This is a genomic window from Pantoea sp. X-Soil-YNGN-775 (assembly GCF_059730575.1).
In genome coordinates, this window is record NZ_AP035945.1 from 2,595,524 (window position 1) to 2,616,607 (window position 21,084).

General features: G+C 51.4%; 17 protein-coding genes. All 17 read right to left on the reverse strand.

The window, feature by feature from the left end; all coding sequences use genetic code 11:
• Positions 1–99: 99 nt before the first annotated feature.
• The gene (locus AC6I8I_RS12280) at positions 100–1,209 is read right to left on the reverse strand and encodes a glycosyltransferase family 4 protein (RefSeq protein WP_312055495.1); all 1,110 of its coding nucleotides are present in this window, start codon (positions 1,207–1,209) and stop codon (positions 100–102) included.
• Positions 1,206–2,369 carry a glycosyltransferase family 4 protein gene (locus AC6I8I_RS12285; RefSeq protein WP_312055494.1) on the reverse strand — a complete coding sequence of 388 codons (1,164 nt, stop codon included), beginning with the start codon at positions 2,367–2,369 and terminating at the stop codon, positions 1,206–1,208. The genes AC6I8I_RS12280 and AC6I8I_RS12285 overlap by 4 nt, the downstream gene beginning before the upstream one ends.
• Positions 2,345–3,247 carry a GDP-mannose 4,6-dehydratase gene (locus tag AC6I8I_RS12290; RefSeq protein ID WP_312055493.1) on the reverse strand — a complete coding sequence of 301 codons (903 nt, stop codon included), beginning with the start codon at positions 3,245–3,247 and terminating at the stop codon, positions 2,345–2,347. The genes AC6I8I_RS12285 and AC6I8I_RS12290 overlap by 25 nt, the downstream gene beginning before the upstream one ends.
• A gap of 1 nt (position 3,248) precedes the next feature.
• Positions 3,249–4,289, reverse strand: a complete 1,041-nt coding sequence (gmd, locus tag AC6I8I_RS12295; protein ID WP_312055492.1) for a GDP-mannose 4,6-dehydratase — start codon at positions 4,287–4,289, stop codon at positions 3,249–3,251.
• 48 nt (positions 4,290–4,337) lie between these two features.
• On the reverse strand, positions 4,338–5,720 hold the full coding sequence (cpsG, locus tag AC6I8I_RS12300; protein ID WP_312055491.1) for a phosphomannomutase CpsG: 1,383 nt from the start codon (positions 5,718–5,720) through the stop codon (positions 4,338–4,340).
• A 14-nt stretch (positions 5,721–5,734) separates the two neighbouring features.
• The gene (locus AC6I8I_RS12305; protein ID WP_312055510.1) at positions 5,735–7,153 is read right to left on the reverse strand and encodes a mannose-1-phosphate guanylyltransferase/mannose-6-phosphate isomerase; all 1,419 of its coding nucleotides are present in this window, start codon (positions 7,151–7,153) and stop codon (positions 5,735–5,737) included.
• Between the two features lie 550 nt (positions 7,154–7,703).
• Positions 7,704–8,717, reverse strand: coding sequence for a UDP-glucose 4-epimerase GalE (gene galE / locus AC6I8I_RS12310; RefSeq protein WP_312055490.1), 1,014 nt, complete (start codon positions 8,715–8,717; stop codon positions 7,704–7,706).
• Between the two features lie 42 nt (positions 8,718–8,759).
• Positions 8,760–9,662: a UTP--glucose-1-phosphate uridylyltransferase GalF gene (gene galF / locus AC6I8I_RS12315; RefSeq protein WP_031375337.1), complete on the reverse strand. Its 903-nt coding sequence runs from the start codon at positions 9,660–9,662 to the stop codon at positions 8,760–8,762.
• A gap of 278 nt (positions 9,663–9,940) precedes the next feature.
• Positions 9,941–11,281, reverse strand: coding sequence for a lipopolysaccharide biosynthesis protein (locus tag AC6I8I_RS12320; protein WP_497827899.1), 1,341 nt, complete (start codon positions 11,279–11,281; stop codon positions 9,941–9,943).
• Positions 11,278–12,501: a glycosyltransferase gene (locus AC6I8I_RS12325; protein WP_312055489.1), complete on the reverse strand. Its 1,224-nt coding sequence runs from the start codon at positions 12,499–12,501 to the stop codon at positions 11,278–11,280. Before AC6I8I_RS12325 ends, AC6I8I_RS12320 begins: the two co-directional genes overlap by 4 nt.
• 4 nt (positions 12,502–12,505) lie before the next feature.
• Positions 12,506–13,768 (reverse strand): colanic acid biosynthesis pyruvyl transferase WcaK, encoded by a 1,263-nt coding sequence (wcaK, locus tag AC6I8I_RS12330; RefSeq protein WP_031375334.1) that lies wholly within the window; start codon positions 13,766–13,768, stop codon positions 12,506–12,508.
• A 174-nt stretch (positions 13,769–13,942) separates the two neighbouring features.
• Positions 13,943–16,159, reverse strand: coding sequence for a phage tailspike protein (locus tag AC6I8I_RS12335; RefSeq protein WP_497827900.1), 2,217 nt, complete (start codon positions 16,157–16,159; stop codon positions 13,943–13,945).
• Positions 16,160–16,247: 88 nt separating this feature from the next.
• A complete protein-coding gene (locus AC6I8I_RS12340; protein ID WP_497827901.1) occupies positions 16,248–17,282 on the reverse strand; it encodes a glycosyltransferase in 1,035 nt (344 codons plus the stop codon).
• 46 nt (positions 17,283–17,328) lie between these two features.
• A complete protein-coding gene (locus AC6I8I_RS12345) occupies positions 17,329–18,081 on the reverse strand; it encodes a glycosyltransferase family 2 protein (protein WP_312055486.1) in 753 nt (250 codons plus the stop codon).
• Positions 18,082–18,157: 76 nt separating this feature from the next.
• Positions 18,158–19,075 (reverse strand): glycosyltransferase family 2 protein, encoded by a 918-nt coding sequence (locus AC6I8I_RS12350; protein ID WP_312055485.1) that lies wholly within the window; start codon positions 19,073–19,075, stop codon positions 18,158–18,160.
• Between the two features lie 75 nt (positions 19,076–19,150).
• Positions 19,151–20,329: an acyltransferase family protein gene (locus AC6I8I_RS12355; protein ID WP_497820331.1), complete on the reverse strand. Its 1,179-nt coding sequence runs from the start codon at positions 20,327–20,329 to the stop codon at positions 19,151–19,153.
• A 35-nt stretch (positions 20,330–20,364) separates the two neighbouring features.
• The gene (locus AC6I8I_RS12360; protein WP_312760269.1) at positions 20,365–21,069 is read right to left on the reverse strand and encodes an SGNH/GDSL hydrolase family protein; all 705 of its coding nucleotides are present in this window, start codon (positions 21,067–21,069) and stop codon (positions 20,365–20,367) included.
• Between the last annotated feature and the right edge of the window lie 15 nt (positions 21,070–21,084).

Below are 21,084 nucleotides of genomic sequence, written 5' to 3' on the forward strand. Positions count from 1 at the left end.
CACCACTTTATAAGTGAACACTATGTTAACTCAGGATAGCTGATAAAAGGTAATGAATGGTGCGATAGTCAGATGAAATAATCTGAAAAAAAATCACAATTATAACAAAGACTTATAAAGCTTTGTGTAGCTATTAATCATTTTTTCAGCGGTAAATAGCGACTCGAAACGTTCAAGAGCAGCTGCACCATAACTGCGGGCTAGTGGTGGATTGTCCCATATTTCATCCATCGCTTTACGCAGAGCAACAGGATCTGACGGGGGAACGACTAAACCGGTTATCCGATCGATATTGATAAAGGTTGTACCTGTACCTATCTCGCTTGATATGAGCGGCTTAGAATACAGAGCCCCTTCCAGTAGCGAGATCCCAAAAGCTTCTGAGCGCAGATGTGATGGAAATACCAGACAGGTAGACAGCTGAAGTAAGGCAGACTTTTCACTGTCTTCAAGCGCACCCAGGAAATGAATATTATCTACACCTAACTGTTGTGCCTGAGATTTTAACTCTGCTTCAATCGGACCTGCGCCTACCACTACGATCGGATAACGGCTATTCTTCGCCGCCTCTATCAGGATATGCAGGCCTTTGTAATAACGGAATGTGCCAATGAAAAGAAAGAAGCCGTCAGGAAATTTCGTCTGCCATTTTTGCAAAACGGCAGGATCATTATTTTTATAAAACTTTTTATCAAGACCGTACGGGATCACTTCAACTTTATCTTTAAATTGTTGCAGCACCGGGCTACTCTCAACATAATTAGGAGACGCGGCAACAATTCTGTCTACACTGGAAAGAAAGCGATTCATTAACGGAGCATAAAGCTTCAATAATAATTTTTGTTTAACAATATCGGAATGATAGCTTACTACTGAAGGTTTTTTTATTTTTGCTGTAAAATGCATTAAATCCATAAAAGGATAAGGAAAATGATAATGGATGATATCTGCTTCCTTTGCCAGCTTTTTGAATTGAGTTATTGCTGCAAAAGAAAACGGTGTCGATGCATATTCACACTGCGTTTTGACCCGATAAATAAGATGGTTGTCGAGTTGCTTTTTTTTCTCTATAAAATTCGGGCTATGAGTAAACACTACTGATTGGATGTTTTCCTTGATGCCACCTTCCGCAAGCTGGTATATAACTTGTTCAATGCCGCCAAAAGTATCGGGATAGTAGGTTTTATAACAGTGTAAAACTTTAATCATATAAATTTCGCGACCTGCTCGTAAGCATCAATGGTTTTATCCGCACAAAATGACCATGAAAATTGGCGGGCGCGAGCTAGTCCCGTATCTATCATGCGTTGCTTTTCATAAGCATTACCGATCATCATTTGGATAGAAGTGGTTAAGGCATCGACATCTTTTGGATCATGCATTAATGCTGCATCACCTGCAACTTCGGGGAGTGATGTTGCATTAGAGCAAATCACAGGGGTACCTGAGGCCATTGCTTCAAGTACGGGTAAACCGAATCCTTCATATATTGAAGGAAAAACAAAACTGGTAGCAGCACTGAATAAGCAAGGCAGTTCTTTACCCGGCACAAAGCCTAAATATTTTAGCCAGCCCTCTCTTTCACCCTTATCAAAAAGCCTGAATAGCTGCTCGTTTTCCCATCCTTTATAACCGCTGACGACGAGAGGAAAATTCGATTTTTCATGAGGGGTTAAACGATCATAAGCTTGCAATAATGTCAGTATGTTTTTTCTTGGTTCTATTGTACCGGTGTAAAGTAGATATCGACGCCAGTGAAGATTATATTTTTCAAGAACGCTTTTGACTTCAATTTCATTCCGTGGATGAAACTCATCATTGCAGGCTAATGGGGCCACGCAAATTTTATTATCTTCCAATCCAAAAAAATCCATCAACTCAGTTTTAGTATAATCAGAATCAGTTATCAACATCGCCGAGCGCGATACGGTTTTTCTTAGCTCTTTCTGCATTAAATGAACGCGCCCAGCCGGATGAAATTGCGGCCAGTGGAAAACAGAAAGATCATGGAATGTAGCCACGCAATGTTTAACACGTGGTGGTAAATAATAATTAGGACTGTGAAAAACGTGATCTTTGAATTTTCTTAACGCAATTGTTTTCATTACCGGAAAAGTGAGACGGTAAACTTCACTAACGGCTTTACTTTTTTGCAATCTGCGTTTTAAGGATTGTACCGACTGTGCTGATTCACTGGCGACTATCAGCGAATCACGCTTACTCGTACCATGAAGAAATGTTAAGGAAATTTCTTCTTTCTTCTGAAGCTGTTTAGCAAGTTCAAACGCGTAACGGCCTATCCCAGTTAAAGGATATTTAATGCAATCCGTAGAAAATACAACGTTTATTTTTTTGCTTCCAGCATCCATTTGAGCGTATCTCTAAAAGGAATTTTCAATGTATCATCACCAATCAAACTGCTTAACAGGCTGATATCACCGCAGAGTTCTTTTATTTCATTTGGTCTCACAAATGCAGGATTAACTTCGATACGAATATCGCGGCCCGTTAACTCCTGGCAAAGATCAATTACCTCACGTAATGAGTGCATCGTTCCTGAAGCAACATTGACAACCTTACCAAATGAGGACGTTTGCAATAATGCCGAATAGCATTTAACAACATTTCGCACATCAGAAAAGTCGCGCCAGACATCAATATTACCCAGTTCAATGACTTCTTTTCGTTCGCGAAAATGTTTAACAATTTTAGGAATCAGGAAATTTTCTGCCTGACCTACTCCGGTATAGTTGAATGGTCGGGTAATGACAATAGGTAGCTTTTCGTAAAACAGGCTTGCCATATACTCCATCGACAATTTGCTTACGGCATAGTCGTTTGCTGGCCTTGCCAGAGTAGTCTCTGATAATCTTCCCGGTGTATTGTTGCCATAAACGTTAGCGCTGCTGGCAATTAATACAGCATCCAGGGATTTTTTAGATTCGATTAAAGCCTGTAGTAAATTACGAGTGCCGCCTACATTAACATTGTAAAAAGCGTTTGGATCGGCATGACCGACAAAAGCAATTGCAGCGAGATGAATGACAACGTCGGGTTGAATATCATCTACAGCATGCATTACCTGGACCAGGTTGGTAAGATCGACCTGATAATAATTTGAGGATCCAAGAGCAGGGGATGAACCGAAACCAAATACTTCATATCCGGCAGCGGATAATTCCGCTGCCATATACTGGCCGGTAAAGCCCTTGATCCCAGTGATCAATGCTTTTTTGCCATTATTCATATCAGAAGGAGAACCCTTGTTTATTGCGGCGTAGATCTTCTTCTACCATCATCGCGCACAACTCTTCGAGCGTGGTTTTAGGTTCCCAGCCCAGAATGTCTTTTGCACGCTGTGGGTTGCCAATCAACAATTCTACTTCAGCAGGACGATAGAACTTAGGATTGACCTTAACAACCACTTTATTAGTGGCTACATCGATTGCAACTTCCTGGTCATCTTTGCCTTCAAAGCGCAGTTCAATGCCAGCCGCTTTGAACGCCATTGACACGAAGTCGCGGACTGTTTCTGTGCGGTTGGTTGCCAGGACAAAAGTATCTGGCTCATCAGCCTGCAGCATGCGCCACATGCCTTCAACATATTCCTTAGCAAAACCCCAGTCACGCTTGGCGTCCATGTTACCTAACTCAAGCACATCCAGCTTGCCGAGCTTAATTTTCGCTACTGAATCGGTGATCTTACGGGTTACAAACTCCTGTCCACGCAGTGGTGATTCGTGGTTAAACAGAATGCCGCTTGATGCGAAGATGTTGTAGCTCTCACGGTAGTTAATGGTCATCCAGTGTGCATACAACTTGGCAACGCCATACGGGCTACGCGGATAGAATGGCGTGTCTTCTTTCTGTGGGATGGCCTGCACTTTACCAAACATTTCTGAAGTCGATGCCTGATAGAAGCGAATTTCAGGGTTAACAATGCGAATAGCTTCTAACAGGTTTACCGGACCAATACCTGTAATTTCAGCGGTGGTCAGTGGCTGGTCAAAAGAAACACCTACAAAGCTCTGAGCCGCAAGGTTGTAAACTTCGGTCGCTTTGCTTTCCTGAAGTAAACGAATGCTTGATGACAGGTCAGTCAGGTCATATTCGACGAGATGCAAAGAGGGGTTTGATTTGATACCCAACTCTTCAATGCGCCAGAAGTTGACCGAACTGGTACGGCGATAGGTTCCATAAACCGTATAGCCTTTATCTAAGAGTAATTCAGCAAGATAAGCGCCATCCTGCCCGGTAATTCCTGTAATAATTGCAATCTTATTCGTCATTCTTAAACCCATCATTTGGAAAATTAATATTATCAACTATAGGTGAAATTAAACTGTCGTAGCTTTAATAACAGAGTCGATTTCTTTCAATATTTTACTCAAGGCTTCAATATTGCCTTCAGTTTCGACGTTGAGTCGCAGTAAAGGTTCCGTATTGGAAGTTCTTACATTGAATCTCCAGCCCTGGCAGTCCAGGCTAATGCCGTCGGTATTATCTTCGGTTATTGCACTACTACGATATTTTTCTTTTAACGCCACGATAACTGACTTTGCATCAGACACTTTGTAGTTAATCTCACCACTGCAAGGAAACGCCTTCATTCTTTCCGAAACCAGTCCGGAAAGTGTCTCCCCTTTCACCGCCAGCAGTTCAGCCACCAGCAGCCAGGGGATCATGCCGCTATCACAGTAAGCAAAGTCACGGAAGTAGTGGTGTGCACTCATCTCGCCGCCATAAACTGCATCTTCTTCGCGCATGCGCTCTTTGATGAAAGCATGGCCGGTTTTGGACATCACCGGAATACCACCCGCCTTGGTTACCACATCAATGGTGTTCCAGGTCAGACGCGGGTCATGGATGATTTTTGCGCCAGGCTCCTTTTTAAGGAATGCCTCGGCTAACAGCCCAACGATATAATAGCCTTCGATGAATTCTGCATTCTCATCAAACAGGAAGCAACGATCGAAATCGCCGTCGAACGCAATCCCCATGTCAGCCTGATACTCACGTACTGCGTCAGAGGTATCTTTACGGCATTCCGGCAGCAATGGGTTAGGGATACCGTTTGGGAAAGTTCCATCCGCCTGATGATGCACTTTGATAAAGGTCACAGGTGCATTAGCCTGTTGAAAACGCTTCTCAATCTCATCAATAACGTGGCCAGCAGCCCCATTACCTGAGTTGATCACCAGCTTCATCGGCTTAGTGAAGTTATTCAGGTCGATGTAGCCCATCAGATGCTCAACATAGGCATCTAAAACGGTGATCTGTTTATAGCTGCCGCGTTTACTCTCATCGACCGGAGCAAAATCATTAGCTTCAGCCAGTCGCTGGACGTCACGCAGTCCGGTATCTCCGCTGATGGGACGCGCACCTTCGCGCACTAACTTCATGCCGTTATAGTTCATCGGGTTATGGCTGGCGGTCACTTCAATGCCGCCATCAATCCCTAAATGAAAAGTCGCGAAGTAGATCTCTTCCGTTCCGCTCATACCGATGTCCAGTACATCGGTACCTGCATCCCTGAGACCATTTGCCAGCGCCAGCTTGAGTGATTCACTGGTCTGACGAACATCGCCACCCACCACAATGGTTTTAGGTCGGATAAACTCGCCATAAGCGCGACCAATGCGGTAAGCAATATCGTCATTGAGTTCAGTGCCCAGCTCACCACGAATGTCATAAGCTTTAAAACAGGTCAGTGCTGCCATGATCTTGTCTGTCCTTACTTACTTACTGCAAACTGTTGTTTAATCAAAATGAGGTCGTCATCGCCAAGGTAGGATCCCGACTGAATTTCCAACAGCTCTAATGGAATTTTGCCTGGGTTTTCTAAGGTATGTGGATGACCAATTGGGATAAAGGTTGACTGATTCTCGGTCAGCAGCAGGGTTTTATCCTGGATGGTAACTTTTGCGGTACCCGACAGGATGACCCAGTGCTCAGTGCGGTGATAGTGCATCTGCAGTTCAAAGGCTTCACCTGGTTTTACGGTGATACGGTTGACGTTGAATCGACCGGTGTTCACCACCAGATCACAGCGTCCCCATGGCCAGTAGGTTTCACGGTGACGACGGTATTCGCTGCGGCATTCGCCTTTCAGGAACTCAACGACGCGCTTCACATCCTGAACCTGATCTTTACGCGCGACCAATACGGCATCCTTGGTATTCACAATCACCAGGTTTTCCACTCCGATTGCCGCGACCAGCTGGTCTTCACTGTTGATATAACAGTTTTGGGTATTGTGCAGGAAGGTATCACCTTTCAGTGAATTGCCGTAACTATCTTTATCGTTCACTTCCCACAGCGCCGACCAGGAACCGACGTCGCTCCATCCTGCTGCCAGCGGAACCACTACCGCAGCATCAGTTTGTTCCATTACTGCATAGTCAACTGACTCGTCCGGGCAGGCGATGAAGTCGTCTTTATCAATGCTGATAAAATCATTGCCTTCCTTAACGTTGTCCATCGCGCGACGACAGGCCTCAAGGATATCCGGGCGGAATTTTTCCAGCTCTTGCAGATAGCGTTTCGCGCGAAACATAAACATGCCGCTGTTCCAGTAATACTCACCAGATTCAAGGTACTCCTCAGCAGTGCTCTGGTTCGGCTTTTCGACAAAGCGCTGGACCAGATATGGACCGTTCTCGGCACCTGGCAGTGCTTCACCACGCTGAATATAGCCATATCCTGTTTCCGGGCCGGTCGGCACGATGCCAAAGGTGACCAGCTTGCCCTGTTTGGCATGGGCGGTCGCCACCTTGATCGCCTGATGGAAGGCCGCACGATCTTCAATGACGTGATCCGCAGCCAGCACCAGTAGCACCGGATCATCGCCCTGCTCCACAGCATTAAGAGCGGCAAGCGCAATGGCCGGTGCTGTGTTACGCCCGACAGGCTCAAGAATAATGTTATGAGATAGCTTGTTAATTTGTCGCAACTGCTCGGCCACCAGAAAGCGATGCTCTTCGTTGCAAATTACCATCGGTGCACGGGCTTCAATGCCCGTCAGACGTTTAACAGTCTCCTGCAGCATTGAGTGCTCGCCGTGAAGGCAAATGAACTGCTTAGGATAAAGTTCGCGGGAAAGGGGCCATAAGCGGCTGCCGGTTCCTCCGGCCATGATTACGGGAAGTAACATTCCACATCCTCTAACAAATTTAAACATGCTATTGCATATAAAGCGGGTCAATTTTTATTCATTATGAATAAACAGCCACGCTACCGCCCTTGGCTTGCAGCAACCAATATGCTGTGTGATAGCAATCATGCTTTCACAGGTTAACTTGTCAGTACGCTGATGATATTTTATTCAACCGCATACGGGTTCTGAGACCACCGCAAATAGTACAATTTGTGCGGCAAAAATAATATGCCTATTCTTTCAATGTGCCAGAAGAAACTTAAGTTTAACTAAACAATGATCAGGATGCGCTTCAGATAAGGTAATCATTGGCAAAACAGCATAGTAGCGCCATCTACACTCTCCCTTTCCTCTGTTAATGCCATGCGCCAGCGCTCGATTGTGTTTAAAATGAACAGCTATCACGCCAGGATTAATCCGTATTAACTGCATTGGATGTCAGTAACAAATCTGCCATGGGCTAATGTTTAGCCTATATATGCAATTCTGCTTAACGCAGACATAAAAAAACCCGGCATTAGCCGGGTTTTTTGAATTTCATCGCAGATTAATTAAACCCATTCGGGTTCTTGCTCTGCCAGTTCCAGGTATCACGCATCATCTCGTCGATGCCGCGCGTCACGCGCCAGTCGAGTTCACGGTTGGCCAGCGAGGCGTCGGCCCAGAAGGCCGGCAGGTCGCCATCGCGACGCGGTTTGATCTCGAAAGGAATCGCTTTGCCTGACGCCTTCTCAAACGCTTTGATCATCTCCAGCACCGAGAAGCCTTTACCGCCGCCGAGGTTGAAAGCGGTATAGCCTTCAACCTTGTTCAGATGGTCCAGCGCCTTCAGGTGCCCTTCCGCCAGGTCAACCACATGGATGTAGTCGCGCAGGCAGGTGCCATCTGGCGTATCGTAATCACCGCCAAACACACCCAGCTTCTCCAGACGACCAATCGCAACCTGAGCAATGTACGGCAACAGGTTGTTCGGGATGCCGGCAGGATCTTCACCAATTTCACCCGACTCGTGCGCGCCGACCGGGTTGAAGTAACGCAAGGCGATCGCCTTGAACTTCGGTTCGGCTTTAGCGAAGTCACGCATCACCAGCTCGATCATCAGCTTGGAGGTGCCATAAGGACTGGTGGTGCCGCCAATTGGCGTGGTCTCAACGTACGGTACCGGCGCATCTGCACCGTATACGGTCGCGGAAGAGCTGAAGATAAAGTTCCAGACGCCCGCTTCGCGCATCTCTTCCAGCAGCACCACGGTTCCCGCGACGTTGTTCTCGTAATACTCGAGCGGCATGCGGGTTGATTCACCTACCGCTTTCAACGCAGCGAAGTGGATCACGGCAGAAATGCTGTTTGAGGCGAACAGGTCACGCAGACAGGCGCGATCGCGGATGTCACCTTCAACGAAGGTTGCTTTCTTACCCGCCAGCTTCTCGACGCGGTTAATGGCTTCCCGCGAGGCATTGCACAGGTTATCCAGTACCACAACGTCATCACCGCGCTGCAACAGCGCCAGCACCGTGTGGGAGCCGATATACCCCGCTCCACCCGTTACCAAAATAGCCATGTGAACTCCTTTCTCTCTGCCGCGGGGTGCGCGGCGAATCTGTTAGTGTTGTTTGGCGAGAATCTTCTGAATCGCTTCGCGGAAATCACGGCCCTGAGCGTTGCTGCGCAGTCCGTAAGAGACAAACGCCTGCATGTAACCCAGTTTACGACCGCAGTCGAAGCTGTGGCCGGTCAGCAGCGAGACATCTACCGTTTTATGCTTGCTCAGGCTGGCGATCGCATCGGTCAGCTGGATACGGCCCCACGCGCCTGGCTCAGTGCGCTCCAGCTCCGCCCAGATATCAGCAGACAGCACATAGCGGCCTACTGCTGCCAGGTCAGAGTTCAGCTCAGCAGGATGCTCTGGCTTCTCAACAAAGTTAGTGATGCTGCTGATGTCGCCTGGGTGATCGATCGGCTCTTCGGTGGTGATCACCGAGTACTCAGAGAGATCGGAAGTCGGCATGTGCTGCGCCAGCACCTGGCTGTGGCCGGTCTCTTCAAAACGGGCCACCATCGCCGCAAGGTTATAACGCATATGGTCAGCGGTGGAATCATCCAGCAGCACGTCCGGCAGCACCACGACAAATGGATTGTCGCCAATCATCGGGCGGGCACACAGGATAGAGTGGCCAAGGCCCAGCGGCTGTGCCTGACGCACGTTCATGATGGTCACGCCTGGCGGGCAGATAGACTGCACTTCGCTCAGCAGCTGGCGCTTCACGCGCGCTTCAAGCAGCGCTTCCAGCTCGTAGGTGGTGTCGAAGTGGTTTTCCACCGCATTTTTAGAGGCATGGGTGACCAGCACAATCTCTTTAATGCCCGCAGCCACACACTCGTCAATGATGTACTGAATCATCGGTTTGTCGACGACAGGCAGCATCTCTTTCGGAATGGCTTTAGTCGCAGGGAGCATATGCATACCGAGACCCGCAACCGGGATTACTGCTTTAAGCTTGGTCATATTTATTCCGTTTAATAAAATGAAGATGTGGGTCGATTATGCAGGATCGGCCAGAACAGCAAGTATAATCTTTATCTGAAAATCGGACACTAACTCTCTGTCACACCATGGAAATTCGGCATTTTGCCCATTGCCAGCGACAGCAGAAACTGAATAAAGACAATCAGTAAACGTGATCGGCATCGGCTATTTCGGCTGCCGTTGCGCAACCGGCTGAGGCCAGCGATAAATGAAAACGGGCGACCCTGAGGCCGCCCGTTACTGTCACTGCTGCTGGCTTACAGCCAGCCTTCAAACCACTCAGGCATCACGAACAGATTGAAGTGATTAACCAGCATCATCACGCCGACAAACACCGCTGAAACCGCAACCCACTGGCGGGCATACGGCATAAACCGAATGCCAATCACCGGCTTGATAAAGAACGGATGCGCCAGCGCTGAGATCAGAATCTGCGAGATGGAGAGCGTCAGCGCCACGTAAAGCACGTTCGGCCAGATAAAGGTGGTCGCCAGCACCGCCAGTACCACCAGACTTGCCACGATGTTCCAGTAGAACTCAACGTTGGTGCGCCCGTTAGCCTGCGAGATCGCCCCGGTCAGGCCACCCATCGGCCGCAGCATGCCAAACAGCAGCATCAGCGGAATCAGGTGATAGACCTGCTCATGCGCCGGTCCATACAGCACCCGCACAATCACCGGCGAGAAGATGCCAATCACCAGGTACATCGCGCTGCTGAACAGCATGATCCCCAGCGTGCCTTTGAGGAACAGTTTCTTCAGCTGTTCGGCATCGTGCTGCTTCTCGGCGAAACGCGGCAGCGCCAGGCGGTTAATCACCGGCGTGACCAGCTTCAGCGGTTGCAGCACCAGCTCTTTCGCCAGCGAGTAGACACCCAGCATCTCAGCGCCCATCACCTTACCGACCACTAACGCATCGGCCTGGGTACGCAGCTGATTAATGGTCTGCGAGCCCAGCTGGTAGCTGCCGTAACGAATGGCACCAAAGAAGGTCGCTTTATCGAACTCCCAGGTCGGACGCCACGACTTCTCACCCAGCGCAATCATGCACAGGATACGGGTAAAGGCGTTGATAAACAGACCCAGAATCGCTGCGGCCACCGTCAGAGAGGTGAACTCCAGCATCGCCACTACGCAGAGAAAGGCAAACAGCTTGGTGCCCATCTCAATCTTCGCCAGCGACACCATCCGCTTGGTTTTGATGTAGTGCGCCTGATACTGCGACAGATGTCCCAGCACCAGGAAGTTGAGGCTGGTCAGCATGATCAGCCCGACCAGCTCAGGCAGATGATAGAACCAGGCGACCGGGAAGGCGATCAGCAGCATGATCAGACCGGTACACAAGCTCAGCGAGACGTTGACCCAGTAGATGGTGCTCTGCTCGCGGCGGGTGATGTTCTGGCGATGCACCAGATAGCTACTCATCCCCATATCCTGCAGCACGCCGGCCACCGCCAGAATGGCGTTGATAATCGCTAACAGCCCCAGCTCGTGGGTTTCCAGTTTGCGGGCGAGAAAGCTGAGCTGCGCTACCTGCAGCGCCGCAGAAAAGCAGGTGCTGCCGAACAGCCAGATCGCCTGTGACTTAAATCCACTCACGCCAGTCGCTCCAGAATCTGTGCCAGTTCGCCGTAGGCGATATGCTGATTAAATTCAGTTTCAACTTTATGGCGCGCCGCCGCGACCACCGGGGCGACGTCAACTTCACCCTGCGACAGCTTCAGCAGCGTTTCGGCCAGCGCCTCAGGATCGTCCTCTTCCACCAGCCAGCCGGAAACGTTGTTCTCAATCAGCTCCGGGATACCGCTGTGGAAAGTCGAGACCACTGGCAGACCAACCGCCATCGCTTCCATCAGCGCTACCGGAATGCCTTCCATATCGCCATCAGCCGCGGTTTTAGACGGCAGCAGGAAGATATCCGCTTCACTTAAGGCGCGGCGGATTTCGTCCTGCGGCTTGAAGCCCGGCATGCTGACGCAGTCTTCCATTCCCTCACGGGTGATGAAATCACGCATCATCTCATCCTGATCGCCGTTACCAATAATGGTGTACTGGAACTGACCGCCACGCTGTTTCAGGATCGCACTGGCTTTCACCGCCACATCCAGCCCTTTTTTCTCGGTCAGACGTGCCACCGAGACGATACGCAACGGTGAGTGAAACGCCTGGCGTGGCTGGAAGTTAAACTTCTCCGGCTCAATTCCCATGCGCGTAACGTGAATTTTTTCCGGCGGACAGCCCATCTCGATCAGCTTGTTCTGCCACAAATGGCTGATCGGTAACATCAGCTCACTCTGGCGAAACAGATTAACGTAATCGAGCTTGTGCTCTTCCAGGATGTGACGACGGGAAATGTCCGCCCCATGGAACACGGTTGCCTGCTTGCCCTTCAGCACACCCAACTCACGCAGTTTATTCGCCAGCGCACCGGCATAGCCGAAGTGCACCAGGAACACGTCCGCGGTGAAGGTCTGGCTGGCGTTGGCAACAATCGACGGCAGCAGCAGCTTGCTCGACTGTGCGCCATAGCGGCGCACGTTAAGCGAACGAAGCAGCGATGGCTTAGTGATCTTCGGCAGCACCAGCCGCAAACGCTGGTTTAGCTTATCAACGAGCGAGACCTTCTCTTCCGGCAGCAGATAGTGCGTCTTTGCCGCCAGGCCATACTCATCAAAGGCGGCATGCCGGTTGACTAAATCACCGGGAAAGACCGAAATAATCTCCACCTCGTAACCAGCATCAATAAAATGGGTCACCTGATTTAGTACGAATGTCTCAGAGGCAACCGGGAAACGCATGGTGAAAAAAGTCAGTTTCATCACATTACCCTAATACTTTGAGAATCTCTGCAGTGATCCGATTGCCAATTTCCCTTTCATTCGCAACGGCCGTGTCGACCTTTTGCTTGATGTTGTCGTAATCGGCGAGGACCGTCTGGACCTTGTCGATCAGCGAGCCATCCATCAGGCTTTTCACATCAGTTGCCATCTGCGGCAGACCCAACTGGTTCATCACACCCATCGACTTGTGCTCGTAGTTAATCGCCACGGCCGGGGTGCCAAAGTTCATGGAAATAATCGCGGAGTGCAGACGGGTTCCAATGGTCAGATGACAATGACTCAGCAGGATGCCCAGCTCCAGATCGTTAAATTCGTCCATGATAACGTGATAATGCTCAGGTTGAGCCACGTGGTCACGCAGCGTCAGCGCCACCATGCGGTCATCCTTGGCGTAGCTGTCGATGCCGGTACAGGTCGAGAACGCGACGACCTGATAGCCGTCGGCGATCATCGCATTGATCACCCGGCCAAAGGCGGCTTCGTACTCTTTCTGGGTGACGCCCAGACGTTTATCAAACGGCGCCAGTTCACGCACGGTGATAGCGATGGTTTTGCGACCGCTGATAATGCCCTGCCAGTGCAGCAGGTTATGGCTTGGGTTTTCCACCTCACGCGCCCGCACCAGGAAGGCGGTGTCTACCCCGGCAGCCACTTTAGAGCTGGTCACGCCATCGCGCTTCATCAGATCAAGGCTGACGGACTCACGCAGCACCAGACTGTCGACGCGATCGAACACAAAGTTAGCCAGCGCATTCACGCGCGGGTTCTGGAACGGGCCGACGGAGTGACCAATCAGGTAGATCGGCTTTTTCGCCATCAGCGCACACAGCGCGTGGTCAAACTGGGTCACGCCATACAGGTCGACGAAGAACGATCCGCCCACCTGAATAATCGCATCATATTTTGCCAGGCTTTCGGTAAACGCCTTCAGATGTGGCGGCACGGCGAACGACTTGTACAGGCCGCCCTTGCCCAGATGCGCCATCATAATGTCGGGCATCAAACGGTTCGCCACTTTACGCTTGAACGAACCGACCAAACCTTTGGCTGACTTGCTATTGTGCAGAAACAGCGAATCCTGCTGAATATCCTGCTGCAGCAAATAACCGGAGCTGGTTGGATAACGGCTAATCACATCAATGTCTAAATCACTGCGTGCAGACTTCATTGAATCAATCAGTCCACGAAGAATCGCGCCATCCCCACGATTCCCACACGTATGGTTACCCACCAATAAAATTTTCATAACAACTCCGAATGAATTTTTTTAATTCTGCAAGCCGCCCAGATCCGCAACGGGCAAAATGAACTCTGTTTAAATAACTGCAATACGGGATAACGCACCCAAAGGGTCCTGCTCCTGTTAAGACCGGCCGCCTCCTTTATGGCGGCCGTCATGCATCGGTGATAACTGAATCGGTTACGACTTGATGGCGAAGTAAGGCAGCGCAACCTGTTTGCCGTTGATCACTACCGAGACAAAACCTTCCGGCTTGCTGGTATCAACCTGTTCGGCCGACAGCGGCCGCGACGCCATCAGCAGGTCGCCCTGCTCGTTGGCCCCGACGCCGGCTTTGCCGTTGTGCAGGCTGAAGCGCTGCGGTGCCCGTTTGGTGGCATCACCAGCCGGCGGATTACCCGGCTGCATCCGGGCATTAACCCGCGCACAGCGTCCGGTAACAAAGCGGTCTTTGCCGGTGGTTTTCACCAGCACTGCCGCCGCCGGGGTCCAGCCCGCCAGTTTGATAAAGATCCGTACGTCGGTGTCATGCTCAGCCACATAGCGCACGTCGACCACCGGCGAACTGCCTTCGGCAGACCAGCTCGCTTCCGAGCGCCCTTTCTTGCGCTGAACGTGGATCACCGCGCGGCCACCGGTGGTTTTGTCGCTGATCAGGTTCATTAGCGGCTTATCGCCACTGCCGTTGCTGAACTGCGCCTGACCAAAAATTTCAATCTCCCACGAATCTCCCACCGTCGGTGAGTAGAGGCTACCGAGATCGAACCAGGTTTCCTGATTGGTGTTGTTCTCTAACCGCCAGCGCGAGGTGATGTAGTTGTACTTCAGGCTGCCATCCAGCGCGACGCCGTACGACTCCACACGGGTTGAGCCCATCTCCCAGATGCTGAGCAGCCGATCGCCCTGGCTGGAGTTGTCAATCCAGCTGCCTGACTGCAGGCTGGTCTGACGCATATTGAGACGGGTGTTGTGTGCGATCAGCGGATTGTTACAATCTTCAAGGCTCAGCGCATCGACGATCCACTGGCCGTTGGAGATGTCGCCCGGGTTGTCGCAGTGCTCAATCCAGCCGTTGTGAATAATCGACTGACCGCAGCGCGGCAGATTCAGCACCTTACCGCCGCGGCAGTGCTGGGCATTGAAGTTAGATAACTCAATCGCGGTACTGTGGTCCCACTTGCCCTGCTTCTGTCCTGACCAGCCGGATTTGATCACGTCACCGCTGCAGCGCGAGGCGTACCACTGGTCGATTTTACAATCCAGCGTATCCTGCAGGCTGATGGCGGTGCCGCCGACAAAATTGAAACGCAGGCAGGCACCACGGAAGTACTGACCGCCAGGACAGGTATTGTGGAAGAAGCCCTGTTTGTTCGGGTTCTTGTCACTGTTACCGTTGAAAATCAGGTTAGAAAGCTCAACCCGGCGCGCATTCATCGAGAAGATGAAGTCTGACTTACCGTCAGAGACCACGGTGGTGGCCGGGAAATAGCCGAAGTTGACCATCGCGCCTGACACGCGGAAGAAGTTGAGATATTTATCGCCAAAGTCGCAGACTGAGACAAAAAAGGTGCCGGCCGGAAACTGGACGCAGATTTGCTGGTTAGCCTGCTGCGACCAGGTAAACATTGCCATGATCGCCGGTGCGGTATCGGTTTTGCCGTCGGCAATCGCGCCGAAATCAAACAGGGTCAGGCGGTTGAAATCCTCAACCACCCGACGCCAGTGGAAACCCTGGCCGGCGAAGTTAACGCCGCCATCATCCTGCGCCGGCTGAAAGCTGCCGACAAACTCGCCGCCGCCGACTTCGAAGCCGTCGTGCCAGCTTTTCAGCTTCACTTTAGCCCCTTCAAACAGCGGACGGGTTTTACGTAACTCTTCCACTGACGGGATTTCACCAATCAGCTGGTAACCGGCAGGCTGCGCCAGACGCTGGCTGAAATCTGCCGCGCCGGGACGGCTGACGTCGGTAATGTTAAACAGCATCTGGCCGTTATTGTCTTCAACCGCCATCGAGTGCGACGGATCGGCGATCAGCGCCGCATTATCTTTAATAAACTGCGAAAAGTTGCCTTTGTTCAGCGCTACCGGCTGGGCGATCTGTGACACTTTGCCGCTGGCATCGCGCAGGTAGACCGGGATCTGGTTGCCCGGCTTGCTGGCGTCGGTGCCGGCTTTACCGATCCACAGTTTGCCTTCAAAGCCCTGCCAGAACTGCGGCGGCATGGCGTAAACGTTTTCCGGCGTCAGGATCGGCACATCACCTTTCGGTACATCGGTGGCATCAACCGGCTTCAGGGCGATACCGTTACTTTTAGCAGCGTAGCTGGAAAAGGTGCTCACGGAGAGAGCCCCCACCAGAGCGGAGGCGGCGGTCTGTAAAACTTCTCTTCTTTTCATGCATCAATTCCCGTAGTCAATAAGGCCGGATGATCGGCCATGGCGGTGTCCCTGAGGCACGTCGCAAGGGCGCTTTTCCAGCACCGAATTACACCAACGCCAGCCAGCTTTGCTTGATTTGATTACCGTCGAATTTCAGCGCGGTCTGTTTTGTTTTTTCGCTCATGGCATAGAACAGGGCGTCGTCGCTGGCGAGTTGTTCCATCCGCGCCAGGAAGGTGGTTTTGTCATTCATCGGCACCAGGAAGCCATCTTCACCGTGATTGATGATCTCCTGCGGCCCGGTCGGGCAGTCATACGCCACTACCGGCAATGACCAGGATTTGGCTTCCAGCAGCACCAGCGGCAGACCTTCATAGCGTGAAGTCATCAGCGCCATGTCGCTGTCGCGGTAGTAATCGTTAATGTTGCTGACCTTGCCGACAAACTTCACGCTGTCGGTAATGCCCAGCACCGCAGCCTGATCGTGCAACTGCTGACGCAGTTCGCCGTCACCGGCAATCACCAGCGTCCAGTCAGGATGAGAACCGGCAAAGTCGCGCCAGATATCCAGCATCAAATCAAAGCCTTTCTGATTATCCAGACGCCCCACGGCCAGCGCCTGACGATGACGCGTCTGGCGTTGATAGCCTTTGTAAACCACCGGATTCGGGATTTGCTTGCTGGGAATGCGCCAGCGGTTGAACACCTGATGATCTTTTTCGGTCAGAACAATCACGCGGTCGTAGTAGCGCAGCAGCAGAAACTTGAGGAACTTGATCGGTTTGCTGAAGGAGTTAATGGCGATATGTTCGCAGGCGTAGGCTTTGCCCCGCTTTTTCTTCATCGCCAGCAGGTTCCAGAAGGCGAACATCACGCTGAGGCGACCCATGCTGATCAGGAAAACGGTGTCGAAACCCTCTTCATGAATGCGCGCCACCGCGCTCTTGATCGGGTTGCTCTGCCCTTCAAAGCTGACGATCTGTTTGACGTGCTCAAACGGATAGAAGGTTTTTCCGCTGCCTTCCAGCGAGTAAATGGTGACGTCGTGCGTTTCGCCAAGACACTCTGACATGAAGTTACAGATGTTCTCGGTGCCCGCATACGAGTAGGCATCTTTGATCACCAGGACAATTTTTTTCATGAAACGCTATCCACCTCAAATAATAAAGACAATCCTGCCGATTGGCTTAACGATGCTTCAGGGTAAACAGCACGCCATTCACCATATACCAGCCGTAATAGTAATAGATTTTTAAAGGATTGTTTTTATAGATAATTCTTAATAATTCGAGGTGCCATTTCGCCGCTTTGTTCTTATTGCGGGAAAGGGAATCACCTAATTCGTAATAATTGACCAGAATGGTCTGAATCACGCGCGCCTGCCGGTAGCGGGTGAACAGTTCATACAGAAACAGGAAGTCTTCGTGGCCCTTACGCTGGAAGAAGATGCCCTCAGGCGGACGACGGAAACAGACCGACGAAAAGCAGACGCGATACTGCTTCTTCACAAAGTTTTCCTGCTGCAGATAGGGCTTGCTGTAGGTGATATCGTGGTCGGCATTGCGGGTTTTGTAGTGATATTCGGTGATAACAAAGTTGTCACCCGCGGCGATTGCCGCCACCTGCTGCGCCAGTTTGTCGGCGTGCCATTCGTCGTCACTGTCGAGAAACGCGATGATCTCTTCGCTGGCGGCCCGCAGCCCGACGTTACGGGTTTCGGCGGCGCCCATGTTAACCGCGTTGTCCAGAATGGTTATACGCGGGTCCTGACACTGTTCCTGCACCCAGGCGAGTGAATCGTCGGTCGACTTATCGTTGATCAGGTAAAGGTGCCAGTCGGCGTAACTTTGATTGATAACCGATTGCACGGCGCGTAATACCGTCTGACGTGCGTTATACATAGGCATGACAATGCCGACGGTTCCAACGTGATTATTCATCTTTAACCCAGAATAATAAGCAAAATAGAGAGAGAGCTGCTCCTGGCGTCAGGAGCAAAGAGAACCAGACTGCGCATCAGGAGAGCGCTTTTTCACCGCCAAAACGCGCCCGGAGCTTGTCTTTGACCCGGTTCATAAAGTAAGCGCGGTTATCCTGGTTGGTGAGGAAGAAGTAGCGGGCAAACGTCAGGCTCGCCATCATTCCCTTGCCGTCCATCTTATAGCGCAGCGGCAGCTTAAAGGCTTTGTAGGTGTGGATGTCACGCGGGGTCAGGTGCGGCTTCATCGCGTCGAGCCAGAACATCGAGTAATTCACCGACTCGCCTTTGTGCTTCGAGCCGAACTTCGTCACCAGATGGTAATTGGCCAGCGGCGCGGCGATCATCACGAACTCATAGCCCATGCGATCGGCACGAATACAGAAGTCGTAATCCTGATGGCGGATATAGCGGGTATCGAACTGAATTTTTGCTGCATCTTCGCGTTTCAGCACAATGGTGCTGGTCTGAATAAAGCCGTAGCAGCCGAACAGATACTCGGCGACGGTTTCATTTTTACCCGGTGGCTGCATCGGCATCACTTTCAGAAAAGCACCATCCTGATAGATGTTCACCTGGCTGAAAATCACCACGTTCTGCTTGCCCTGGGCGTCCAGCTGCGCAATTTTTTCGCTCACCTGACGCAGTTTATCGGCGTGCCACTCGTCGTCGGCGTCGAGGAAACTGACGTAATCGCCGGTTGCCAGCTCAATACCTTTGTTACGCGCGCCTGCGCCGTTGAGCTTAACCTCGGAGAGCACCAGGTTAATATTCAGGTCCTGATAGCGCTCACTGCGCACCACTTCAGCCAGAGCGGCCGCATCGGCGGACTTATCATCAACGATGATCACTTCAAAATTGCGATACGTCTGCGCTTTAACGCAATCCAGCGTCGTCACAATCGATTCTGACGCATTATAAGCAGGAATTACGATGGAGAAGCGAATGTCCTTCATTGCCAGCACCTCATTAAAAACAGTTCCAATTTCAAAGATATAACGTTTGGACGTAGCAGGGTAACCGGTGATGTCCTAATTTGTCGGCGAGGTTTCGATCGCCACTTTTTTCTTATTGCTGCTGCCGATAAACGGTTTTTCCACATACAGGTAAGTCAGTTTTGCCACGTAAAACGACACCACAAAAAACAGCGTGGAAAGCGCGGTATAAAGAACAAAATCGTGCTGCAGTGCGGGTAGCGGCAGCTGCTTAATGAAATAGAGCACCACGCCGTGCATCAGATAGAGGCTATAACTCACTTCGCCAACCGACATCAGGGTCTTATTTTCCAGCAGACCAAAAAGCGCATTGCCGCTGCTGACGATGAAAAACACCAGCGCCAGACAGCAGAGAAAGATCAGGTAGAAAAACTCGCTGCTGGTAAAGAACAGCGCCACCACGGCGAGCACAATCGCCAGACCCGCTGCCTGAGCGGAGTTGCGGCCCGCTACCCAGCGGTCGCGGTACTGCCAGGCCAGATAGCCCATCGCGAACCCGAGCACCGGACGCGGATCGGTATAGGCGGTGCCCCGCAGCCGCAACGCCACCGCAACCACAAAAATCACCCCAATCGAGCCGAGGATCAGCCACGTTTTGTAGCGGCCACCGGTCACGCGGTTAAGCAGGTAATTGAGCGGAATCGACAAATAGAGCAGCCATTCCAGCCGCAGCGTCCATTCGACGCCAGCGTTAACGTTGGCGGTCATAAATGAGCCAATATGATAATTGCCGACAAACAGCAGCCACAGCAGCGCCTGCTTCAGCGACGTCAGGTTCAGCAGCAGGTCGCCGTGTAACCAGCCAATCGTCACCACCACCAGTCCCGAAAACCAGAACATTGGCGCGATGCGGCGCAAACGCGATTTCATCAGCTTGTGGGTCAGCTCGCCGGAGGTCAGACGGTCGTTATCCAGCCAGCGGTAAAACAAAAAGGCCGAGATCATAAAAAACAGCGCCACGCCAAACTTGCCGCTGTTGACAAAAAAGTTGCCCTGAGAAAGCAGGGAAAAATAGTCTTTATCAAATATCCAGTCATGATCGCGTGCGTAGACATAATGCGCGAAGTGCGAAAATGCCACGATGCTGGCCAGCAGCGCACGCAATCCGGAAATGCTTTTAATACCGCTTTCGTTGTAAATGCCACGATGGAAAGAGAAAGCCCGCAATACCAGCAGCGCCAGTCCCAGTGAAAGCACCATCATCAGTACGTACATACCGCCCTGCTCCTGAAGTCCATAAAATCATTACGTTAGCTGGTGGTTTTAAACACGCTGTCAAATTGCTGGCTGAGCAGCTCAAAAGTCTGTTCAGCTTTCTTTTTATACAGCGTTTTAGTCGGGTGAATACAGTCGGCAGACATTTCGCTGCGCCAGTCACCCTGCTGCTTAATCAGCTGATACTGTCGGACAATCGGCACCTGCTGCTGCTGTGCCACCTGGTTGAGCTGGTAAACATAGGGCCAGACGTTCCAGCGCTCCGCCCGCCCACACAGCGGATTCGGCTGTTGCAGCACCACCTGTTTATGGTGCGCTCGGGCGGTTTTAATCAGGCTGGTCAGGGTACGATTAAAATCCGCAGGGCTTTCTGCCCCGGCCGGCCGATTTTTAGCCGAGTAGACGCGCGCATCGTTAATCGCGTAATTGATCAGGATGATACGCGCATCGGACTGCGCCATGCGCTGCTCCCAGCTGACCGGCGACCTGCTCAGCTCGGTGAGCTGAGCACCGGGCGAGCCGTGATTTTCAATGCGCACCGCCGGACCATATTTCTGCTGCAACATCTGCTGCAGATAACTGATTTCGTTCTCTTTGCTGATGATGTTGCGCCCGCCTGACGAGGTCACGCCAGCGGTGGTGGAATCGCCATAGGCCGCGATAACAATCGCGGCCGGCGCGCTCGCCGCCTGCACCAGCAGCGGCGAAGCGATCAGCAACAGCGGCAGACAGCGTTTCATTACCAGCCCCGGTTT

Excerpts from the sequence above, each read along its gene's own strand:
- gmd (WP_312055492.1), bottom strand. The coding sequence starts at position 4,289 with ATGACGAATAAGATTGCAATTATTACAGGAATTACCGGGCAGGATGGC.
- AC6I8I_RS12305 (WP_312055510.1), bottom strand. The coding sequence starts at position 7,153 with ATGTTACTTCCCGTAATCATGGCCGGAGGAACCGGCAGCCGCTTATGG.
- AC6I8I_RS12360 (WP_312760269.1), bottom strand. The coding sequence starts at position 21,069 with ATGAAACGCTGTCTGCCGCTGTTGCTGATCGCTTCGCCGCTGCTGGTG.
- wcaK (WP_031375334.1), bottom strand. The coding sequence starts at position 13,768 with ATGAAAATTTTATTGGTGGGTAACCATACGTGTGGGAATCGTGGGGAT.
- galF (WP_031375337.1), bottom strand. The coding sequence starts at position 9,662 with ATGACCAAGCTTAAAGCAGTAATCCCGGTTGCGGGTCTCGGTATGCAT.
- AC6I8I_RS12335 (WP_497827900.1), bottom strand. The coding sequence starts at position 16,159 with ATGAAAAGAAGAGAAGTTTTACAGACCGCCGCCTCCGCTCTGGTGGGG.
- galE (WP_312055490.1), bottom strand. The coding sequence starts at position 8,717 with ATGGCTATTTTGGTAACGGGTGGAGCGGGGTATATCGGCTCCCACACG.
- AC6I8I_RS12345 (WP_312055486.1), bottom strand. The coding sequence starts at position 18,081 with ATGAATAATCACGTTGGAACCGTCGGCATTGTCATGCCTATGTATAAC.
- AC6I8I_RS12285 (WP_312055494.1), bottom strand. The coding sequence starts at position 2,369 with ATGGATGCTGGAAGCAAAAAAATAAACGTTGTATTTTCTACGGATTGC.
- AC6I8I_RS12350 (WP_312055485.1), bottom strand. The coding sequence starts at position 19,075 with ATGAAGGACATTCGCTTCTCCATCGTAATTCCTGCTTATAATGCGTCA.
- AC6I8I_RS12280 (WP_312055495.1), bottom strand. The coding sequence starts at position 1,209 with ATGATTAAAGTTTTACACTGTTATAAAACCTACTATCCCGATACTTTT.
- cpsG (WP_312055491.1), bottom strand. The coding sequence starts at position 5,720 with ATGGCAGCACTGACCTGTTTTAAAGCTTATGACATTCGTGGTGAGCTG.
- AC6I8I_RS12355 (WP_497820331.1), bottom strand. The coding sequence starts at position 20,329 with ATGTACGTACTGATGATGGTGCTTTCACTGGGACTGGCGCTGCTGGTA.
- AC6I8I_RS12325 (WP_312055489.1), bottom strand. The coding sequence starts at position 12,501 with ATGAAACTGACTTTTTTCACCATGCGTTTCCCGGTTGCCTCTGAGACA.
- AC6I8I_RS12290 (WP_312055493.1), bottom strand. The coding sequence starts at position 3,247 with ATGAATAATGGCAAAAAAGCATTGATCACTGGGATCAAGGGCTTTACC.
- AC6I8I_RS12340 (WP_497827901.1), bottom strand. The coding sequence starts at position 17,282 with ATGAAAAAAATTGTCCTGGTGATCAAAGATGCCTACTCGTATGCGGGC.